Source organism: Rhodococcus tukisamuensis NBRC 100609 (assembly GCF_001894985.1).
GTDB lineage: Bacteria > Actinomycetota > Actinomycetes > Mycobacteriales > Mycobacteriaceae > Rhodococcus_G > Rhodococcus_G tukisamuensis.
Genome location: NZ_BCXG01000039.1, coordinates 20,135 through 27,949, shown reverse-complemented (window position 1 = coordinate 27,949; position 7,815 = coordinate 20,135). Strand labels below are relative to the sequence as shown.

Below are 7,815 nucleotides of genomic sequence, written 5' to 3'. Positions count from 1 at the left end.
CCGCCTGCCCCGGCACCCGCTGCCCCGGCGCCCGCACCGGCCGCTGCCCCGGCTCCGGCCCCCGCCCCGGCGCCCGCACCCGCGGCCCCGGTTGCTGCCCCGGCTCCGGCCCCGGTTGCTGCCCCGGCTCCGGCCCCGGCCGCCGCTCCGGCCGCACCCGCACCGAGCGGCGACGCCACCCCGTACGTCACCCCGCTGGTCCGCAAGCTCGCGACCGAGAACAACGTCGACCTGTCCACCGTGACCGGCACCGGCGTCGGCGGCCGCATCCGCAAGCAGGACGTGCTCGCCGCGGCCGAGGCCAAGAAGGCCCCGGCTGCCGCCGCCCCCGCCGCCGCTGCTGCTCCGGCCGCACCGGCCGCCGGCGTCCGCCCGGAGCTCGCGAACCTGCGCGGCACCACCCAGAAGGTCAACCGGATCCGCCAGATCACGGCGGTCAAGACCCGGGAGTCGCTGCAGACCACCGCGCAGCTGACCCAGACCTTCGAGGTCGACGTCACCAAGATCGCCGCCCTGCGCGCCCAGGCCAAGGCCGGGTTCGCCGAGCGCGAGGGCGTGAACCTGACCTTCCTGCCGTTCTTCGCCAAGGCCGTGGTCGAGGCGCTCGGGGCCCACCCGAACGTCAACGCCAGCTACAACGAGGATGCCAAGGAGATCACCTACCACGCGGCCGAGCACCTGGGCATCGCCGTGGACACCGAGCAGGGCCTGCTCTCCCCGGTGATCCACAACGCCGGCGACCTGTCGCTGGCCGGCCTGGCCCGCGCCATCGCGGACATCGCCAAGCGTGCCCGCTCCGGTGGGCTCAAGCCGGACGAGCTGTCCGGTGGCACCTTCACGATCACCAACATCGGCAGCCAGGGCGCGCTCTTCGACACCCCGATCCTGGTCCCGCCGCAGGCCGCGATGCTGGGCACGGGCGCGATCGTCAAGCGTCCGGTGGTGGTCACCGACGAGACCGGCAACGAGTCCATCGGCGTCCGGTCGATGTGCTACCTGCCGCTGACCTACGACCACCGCCTGGTCGACGGCGCCGACGCAGGCCGGTTCCTCACCACGATCAAGCAGCGGCTGGAGGAGGCCTCCTTCGAGGCAGACCTGGGTCTCTAGGTCGCTTCGCTCAGCGGTCTCCAGGTCGCACCGCTCCGCGGTCTGCAGGTAGGCCGCACACGCTGTCCGTCGGGGGCACCATCGATACTGATGGTGCCCCCGACGACGTGAAGGAGGCAGTACCCATGCGCGTGATCATCGCCGGCTCGTCCGGACTCGTCGGCACCGCCCTGGTGGCCGCACTGCGCGCCGACGGGCACGACATCCGACGCCTGGTCCGGCGCCCCACCGCGGGCCCGGACGAGTACCGCTGGTCCCCGCTGGACGGCGCGATCGCACCCGGCGCCTTCAACGGCGTCGACGCGGTGGTGAACCTGTGTGGAGCCGGCATCGGCGACCACCGCTGGACGAGCGCGTACAAACAGCAACTGCGCGACAGTCGCCTCACCGCCACCGACGTGCTCGCCTCCGCGGCCGCCGAGGCCGGCGTGCCGACCCTGCTCAACGCCAGCGCCGTCGGCTACTACGGCGACACCGGCGACCGCGCCGTCGACGAGACGGCACCGCCCGGGTCCGGCTTCCTCGCCGACCTGTGCCGCGACTGGGAACGGGCGACCGGACCGGCCCGCGCGGGTGGGGTCCGCACGGTCCTGCTGCGCAGCGGCACGGTGGTCGCGCGGCACGGCGGACTGCTCGGCAAGCTCCGCCCCCTCTTCGCCTACGGGCTCGGCGGTCGACTCGGCAACGGCCGTCAGTACCTGTCGTGGATCTCGCTCGAGGACGAGGTCGAGGCGGTGAAGTTCGTGCTGCGCACCGACTCTGTCGACGGCCCGGTGAACCTGACCGGCCCCTCCCCGGTCACCAATGCCTCCTTCACCGCCGCACTCGGCCGCGCGCTGCACCGGCCGACCCCGTGGGTGGTGCCCGGGTTCGCCGTCTCGGCCCTCGTCGGGGAGTTCGCCGACGAGGCCGTCCTGACCGGCCAACGCGTGCTGCCGACGGTCCTCGAGAACGCCGGTTACGCCTTCCGCCACACCACCATCGGCGAGGCGCTCGCCGCCGCCGTGGGACCGGAGCGCCCCTGAGGATCTCCGCCGCAGGGACCTCGACCGGGTACGCGGCGGGCCCGCCCGCGGGCGTAACGTGTGGTCGATGAGCAGTCGCACGATCTCCGCCCGATTCAGCGCAGAACCCCTCGAGGTCCGGAACCTCGGCAGCGTGGACTACCTGGCCGCGTGGGAGATGCAGCGGGAGCTGGCCGACGAGCGCGCCCAGGACCGCGGGCGCGACACCATGGTCCTGCTCGAGCACCCGTCCGTGTACACCGCGGGACGCCGGACCGCGCCGGAGGACCGGCCCACCGACGGCACCCCGGTGATCGACGTCGACCGCGGCGGAAAGCTCACCTGGCACGGCCCCGGCCAGCTGGTCGGCTACCCGATCGTCAAGCTGGCCGAGCCGGTGGACGTGGTGAACTACGTGCGCCGCCTCGAACAGGCGCTGATCTCGGTGTGCGGCGACCTCGGCGTCGACTGCGGCCGCGTCGAGGGCCGCTCCGGGGTGTGGCTGCCCGCCGCCCTCGCCGACGGCGCCTGGCTGCCCGAGCGCAAGATCGCCGCGATCGGGGTCCGGGTGCAGCGCGGCGTCGCCCTGCACGGCTTCGCGCTCAACTGCAACGCCGTGCTCGACGCCTTCGACGAGATCATCCCGTGCGGGATCACCGACGCCGGCGTCACCTCGCTGACCCGGGAACTGGGCCGCGAGGTCACCGTGGAGTCGGTCACCCCGGCCGTCACCGCCGCCGTCGCCGCCGCCCTGAACGGCACCCTCCCCGTCGCCGAGCACGACATCGAGCGGGTCACCTTCGACGCCGCGGCGGCGGCCGCGCGGCCCGCGCAGGCCGGCACCGCGCGGCCCGTCACGACGCCGGAGTTCACGACCCACCGCTTCGGCTGAACGGGGCTCTCCCGGTCGGCTGCGACGGAACCGGCGGGCGTACCATCGGTCCCGTGACTGTGGCCCCAGAAGGACGCAAACTGCTCCGTATCGAGATCCGAAACGCGGAGACCCCCATCGAGCGCAAGCCCAACTGGATCAAGACCCGCGCGAAGATGGGCCCGGAGTACACCGAGCTCAAGTCGCTGGTCAAGAGCGAGGGCCTGCACACCGTCTGCGAAGAGGCGGGCTGCCCCAACATCTACGAATGCTGGGAAGACCGCGAGGCCACCTTCCTCATCGGCGGCGAGCAGTGCACCCGTCGCTGCGACTTCTGCCAGATCGACACCGGCAAGCCCGCCGACCTCGACCGGGACGAGCCGCGCCGGGTGGCCGAGTCGGTGCAGTCGATGGGTCTGCGGTACTCGACCATCACCGGCGTCGCCCGCGACGACCTGCCCGACGGCGGCGCGTGGCTGTACGCGGAGACCGTCCGCCAGATCCACGAGCTCAACCCGGGCACCGGCGTGGAGAACCTGGTCCCCGACTTCAACGGCAAGCCGGACCTGCTCGCCGAGGTCTTCGACTCGCGCCCCGAGGTGCTCGCGCACAACCTCGAGACGGTGCCGCGGATCTTCAAGCGGATCCGGCCGGCGTTCCGGTACGAGCGTTCGCTCGGCGTGCTCACCGCCGCCCGCGACTTCGGCCTGGTCACCAAGTCCAACCTGATCCTCGGCATGGGCGAGACCCCCGAAGAGGTCCAGCAGGCGATGGTGGACCTGCACGAGGCCGGCTGCGACATCATCACCATCACCCAGTACCTGCGCCCGTCGCCGCGGCACCATCCCGTCGAGCGCTGGGTCAAGCCGGAGGAGTTCGTCGAGCACTCCGAGTTCGCCACCGAGCTCGGCTTCGCCGGCGTGATGGCGGGGCCGTTGGTCCGTTCCTCGTACCGGGCCGGCCGCCTCTACGCGCAGGCGATGGCGCACCACGGGCGCGCGCTGCCCGAGGGCCAGGCCCACCTCGCGGAGGGCGGCAGCGCCTCGCAGGAGGCCAGTTCGCTGATGGAGCGCCTCGCGGCGCGCGCCTGACCGCACCACCGCGGGCAGGCCACGGGGGCTCGACCACCGGACGGGTGCGCTCGACGCCTCGCCAGGGACGTATCCTGTGAGCTATGGCGAACGGCAAGGGCAAACCCACCAAAGAGGCGAAGGCGGCCGCGAAAGCGGTCCGTAAGCAGGCATCGAAGGAGCGCAGGAGCCAGCTCTGGCAGGCGTTCCAGATGCAGCGCAAGGAGGACAAGCTCCTCCTGCCGCTGATGATCGGCTCGGTGATCGGCCTGGCCGTGGCATTCTTCCTGGTCGGACTGATCTTCAACGTCCAGTGGTTCCTGCTGCCGATCGGCATCATGCTCGGCGCGCTGCTCGCGTTCGTGATCTTCGGCCGGCGGGTGCAGAAGAGCGTCTACCGCAAGGCGGACGGCCAGGCGGGCGCGGCGGCGTGGGCACTGGACAACCTGCAGGGTTCCTGGCGGGTCAGCAATGCGATCGCCGGCACCACCCAGCTCGACGCGGTGCACCGGGTCCTCGGGCGTCCCGGCGTCATCCTGGTCGGCGAGGGTGCGCCCCAGCGGGTGAAGACCCTGCTCGCGCAGGAGAAGAAGAAGACCGCGCGACTCGTGGGCGACACCCCGATCTACGAGATCGTCATCGGCAACGACGAGGGCCAGGTCCCCCTCTCGCAGCTGCAGAAGTACCTGTCCAAGCTGCCCAAGAACATCGACACCAAGCGGATGGACACCATCGAGTCGCGCCTCTCGGCACTGGGCAAGCGCAGCGGTCCCGCGATGCCGAAGGGTCCGATGCCCGCCGGCGCCAAGATGAAGAGCGTCCAGCGCACCATGCGTCGACGCTGAGCCGCCGGCGAGCCGAGCCCGTTCCCGGCTCGCCACACAGACGAAGGGCACCTGCCCGGACAGATTCGCTCCGTCCGCGCAGGTGCCCTTCGTTCGTTCCGGGTCTGACGCCGTGCGACTACCGGGAGCGCACCAGCGCGGTACCGGTGGCGCGGTCGTGCATGCCGCGGCCGTCCGTGTCGGTGATCAGCGCGGGCACCACGAACACCAGCAGCACCTGCCGGGCCAGGGCCCGCACGATGCCGACGGGCACCGCCGCGTCCACCCGGGCCACCTGCAGGCCGACCACGAACTGGCCGGGGGTGAAGGAGAACAGCGTCACCGTCACGACGCCGACGACGAACCACACCCCCAGGATGACGGTGCCCAGCATGCCGGAGTACAGGTCGCCGCCGAGGATCAGCAGCGCGACGCCGCCGCCCATGAGCCAGTCCACCATGAACGCCCCGAGCCGTCGGGACGTGCTCACCAGCGACCCCGGACCGGACTCGGGCAGGCCGAGCCGTTCGCCGCGGTAGCGGTCCTCGGTGCCGTCCGCACCCTTGGGGAGGGCCGCCGAGGGGCCAGAGAGCCAGGATCCGGTCATGCGTGACATGACCTCAAGGATAGGCGGGATCCGCCGAGCTCACCGACACGCCCTCGCGGATGTGACCTGCGTCGTAATACGCGACGTGTAACACTGGCGAAACATAACCTTGATTGTTGGGCAACACCGGTTCCCTACCGTCACCCTCGACGCAAACCCGCCGCAATCAACACTGGCTGGGACCCAACTGAAGGAGCACAAGCGTGGCGTTCAGCACGGCCGAAGAGGTCATCAAGTTCATTGCCGACGAGAACGTCGAGTACGTCGACATTCGCTTCACCGATCTGCCGGGCGTTCAGCAGCACTTCTCCATCCCGGCCAGCGCGTTCAACAAGGACGTCTTCGAGGACGGCCTGGCGTTCGACGGCTCCTCGGTCCGTGGATTCCAGTCGATCCACGAGTCGGACATGATGCTGCTGCCCGACGTCAGCACCGCCCGCGTCGACCAGTTCCGCGCCGCGAAGACGCTGAACATCGATTTCTTCGTGCACGACCCGTTCACCCGGGAGGCCTACAGCCGCGACCCGCGTAACGTCGCCCGCAAGGCCGAGGAGTACCTGGCCAGCACCGGCATCGCCGACACCGCGTACTTCGGCGCCGAGGCCGAGTTCTACATCTTCGACTCGGTCCGCTACGACTCGGGCATGAACCACGCGTTCTACGAGCTGGACTCCGTCTCCGGCGCCTGGAACACCGGCGCCGACCGCAACCCCGACGGCAGCCCGAACCTCGGCTACAAGGTCCGCGCCAAGGGCGGCTACTTCCCCGTCGCCCCGTACGACCACTACGTCGACCTGCGCGACGCGATCTCGACCAACCTGCAGAACGCGGGCTTCGAGCTCGAGCGCGGCCACCACGAGGTCGGCACCGGCGGCCAGCAGGAGATCAACTACAAGTTCGGCACGCTGCTCGCCGCGGCCGACGACCTGCAGCTGTTCAAGTACATCGTCAAGAACACCGCATGGCAGCACGGCAAGTCCGCGACCTTCATGCCGAAGCCGCTCTTCGGTGACAACGGCTCGGGCATGCACGTGCACCAGTCGCTGTGGAAGGACGGCAAGCCGCTCTTCCACGACGAGTCCGGCTACGCGGGCCTGTCCGACATGGCTCGCCACTACATCGGCGGCATCCTGCACCACGCGCCGTCGCTGCTGGCGTTCACCAACCCGACGATCAACTCGTACCACCGTCTGGTGCCGGGCTACGAGGCCCCCATCAACCTGGTGTACAGCCAGCGCAACCGCTCCGCGGCCGTGCGCATCCCGATCACCGGCAACAACCCGAAGGCCAAGCGCATCGAGTTCCGCGCACCGGACTCCTCGGGCAACCCGTACCTGAACTTCGCCGCGCAGATGATGGCCGGCCTGGACGGCATCAAGAACAAGATCGAGCCGATGGCGCCGGTCGACAAGGACCTCTACGAGCTCCCGCCGGAGGAGGCCCGCAACATCCCGCAGGCCCCCACCAACCTGTCGACGGTCATCGACCGCCTCGAGCAGGACCACGAGTACCTCACCGAGGGTGGCGTGTTCACCACCGACCTGATCGAGACCTGGATCTCGATCAAGCGCGAGCAGGAGATCGCCCCGGTCAACCTGCGGCCGCACCCGTACGAGTTCGAGCTCTACTACGACGTGTGAGCCAGCTAGTCCGCTGACCAGCATCGGAGCGACTCGGAACCCGCCCCGGTACGCAGTCAGTACGCAGTAGCCCCAGACGAGTCCATTCGTTCAGCGATCACAGCACCGATCGCCGAGCGGGTGGACTCGTCTGCGTCGGGCCACAGGTGCCCGTACGTGTCGAGCGCGGTCTTCGCGCTGGCGTGCGGCATCCGAGCCTGCACGGTGGCTGGCCGCGACCTCAACCCGTCCTTCGTCGGCAAGTTCGTCGGACGCCACAACGGCCGCTACGACCAGCTGGGCAAGATCGTCGACCTCGTTCCGTTGATCACCGATCCACGAGGACTGTGGCAAGCAACCATCATGTGGGGCGAAACGCCAACCGAACGGTCCTCTGTCCAAAAGCTGATGGTCCCATTCGGTACGACGATCGAATTCCTCGAAATCGCTGTCGATGCGAAGGCTGGCACCGCGAGCTGATTTGCGCCTTGTTCGAGCTGTACTACGACGTCACTATCGAACCCGGGCACTGACAACGGCCCAGCTGCCCTACCTGTTGAGGCGCCGTTGCCACTGCTGCGCGACACGCCACGATCTGCGAATTGTTTGCGCCGCCAACCGTCCGAAGCGCAAGGTGGGGACGGAACGCAGACCGGCCGACGGCCCGGAAATTGACATTCCGGGACGCGCGGCCGGTGCCGAGACGACGC

Annotated in this window: 8 protein-coding genes; 7 read left to right on the top strand and 1 reads right to left on the bottom strand. The window is 69.9% G+C overall.

All coding sequences use genetic code 11. The features are described from left to right. The 5 genes from sucB to RT2_RS23885 all read left to right on the top strand — a co-directional run. Window positions 1-1,110, top strand: a 1,110-nt coding sequence (gene sucB, locus RT2_RS23905; protein WP_072847307.1) for a 2-oxoglutarate dehydrogenase, E2 component, dihydrolipoamide succinyltransferase, incomplete at its 5' end; no start/stop codon positions are given. Between the two features lie 125 nt (window positions 1,111-1,235). After that, window positions 1,236-2,135, top strand: a complete 900-nt coding sequence (locus tag RT2_RS23900; RefSeq protein WP_072847303.1) for a TIGR01777 family oxidoreductase — start codon at window positions 1,236-1,238, stop codon at window positions 2,133-2,135. A gap of 67 nt (window positions 2,136-2,202) precedes the next feature. Beyond that, window positions 2,203-3,006, top strand: a complete 804-nt coding sequence (lipB, locus tag RT2_RS23895) for a lipoyl(octanoyl) transferase LipB (RefSeq protein WP_072847306.1) — start codon at window positions 2,203-2,205, stop codon at window positions 3,004-3,006. A gap of 53 nt (window positions 3,007-3,059) precedes the next feature. Continuing rightward, window positions 3,060-4,076 (top strand): lipoyl synthase, encoded by a 1,017-nt coding sequence (gene lipA / locus RT2_RS23890; RefSeq protein WP_072847302.1) that lies wholly within the window; start codon window positions 3,060-3,062, stop codon window positions 4,074-4,076. Window positions 4,077-4,159: 83 nt separating this feature from the next. Then, a complete protein-coding gene (locus RT2_RS23885; protein ID WP_072847301.1) occupies window positions 4,160-4,900 on the top strand; it encodes a DUF4191 domain-containing protein in 741 nt (246 codons plus the stop codon). Between the two features lie 118 nt (window positions 4,901-5,018). Here RT2_RS23885 and RT2_RS23880 read toward each other — a convergent pair whose 3' ends face one another. Further along, on the bottom strand, window positions 5,019-5,495 hold the full coding sequence (locus tag RT2_RS23880) for an RDD family protein (RefSeq protein ID WP_072847300.1): 477 nt from the start codon (window positions 5,493-5,495) through the stop codon (window positions 5,019-5,021). 194 nt (window positions 5,496-5,689) lie between these two features. Between RT2_RS23880 and glnA the strand changes: the two genes are divergently transcribed. Continuing rightward, window positions 5,690-7,126, top strand: coding sequence for a type I glutamate--ammonia ligase (gene glnA / locus RT2_RS23875; protein WP_072847299.1), 1,437 nt, complete (start codon window positions 5,690-5,692; stop codon window positions 7,124-7,126). A gap of 156 nt (window positions 7,127-7,282) precedes the next feature. After that, on the top strand, window positions 7,283-7,585 hold the full coding sequence (locus RT2_RS25695) for a hypothetical protein (RefSeq protein ID WP_169888546.1): 303 nt from the start codon (window positions 7,283-7,285) through the stop codon (window positions 7,583-7,585). Window positions 7,586-7,815 lie beyond the last annotated feature (230 nt).

Bases quoted from the DNA above. Each gene is read 5' to 3' on its own strand.
- RT2_RS23900 (WP_072847303.1), top strand. From the start codon at position 1,236: ATGCGCGTGATCATCGCCGGCTCGTCCGGACTCGTCGGCACCGCCCTG.
- lipB (WP_072847306.1), top strand. From the start codon at position 2,203: ATGAGCAGTCGCACGATCTCCGCCCGATTCAGCGCAGAACCCCTCGAG.
- RT2_RS23885 (WP_072847301.1), top strand. From the start codon at position 4,160: ATGGCGAACGGCAAGGGCAAACCCACCAAAGAGGCGAAGGCGGCCGCG.
- RT2_RS23880 (WP_072847300.1), bottom strand. From the start codon at position 5,495: ATGTCACGCATGACCGGATCCTGGCTCTCTGGCCCCTCGGCGGCCCTC.